The sequence below is a fragment of the Arthrobacter sp. SIMBA_036 genome, from assembly GCF_046535135.1.
GTDB lineage: Bacteria > Actinomycetota > Actinomycetes > Actinomycetales > Micrococcaceae > Arthrobacter.
Window position 1 is genome coordinate 1 of sequence record NZ_JAWRXG010000305.1, and the last position, 256, is coordinate 256.

Annotated in this window: 1 protein-coding gene; it reads right to left on the reverse strand. The window is 39.8% G+C overall.

Going from position 1 to position 256, the window contains the following annotated elements:
* Nucleotides 1-256 (reverse strand): hypothetical protein (locus SB659_RS19985; RefSeq protein ID WP_410551679.1); only part of this gene is annotated, 256 nt, incomplete at both ends.

Consider the following 256-nt stretch of genomic DNA (forward strand, 5'->3'; position numbering starts at 1 on the left):
GAAGTTGAATAATAAATATCATAGCCTTCATTAGGAACAACAGCCGGCTGTGTCCACGAAATTTGGGCTGCATTTTTTGTAATATTATTTACTCCAACAGAAAGAGGCGGTTTACAAGCTGACGGAGTCCAACTATAAGTTAATCCATCATCTGGCATTCCTGGTACTCCATTTGCTGTACTGAACGCCTGTCTGCTATTACTTAATCCTCCGGCATGAGAATTTGCAAAAGCTGTTGTTTCATTACTGATTCGAT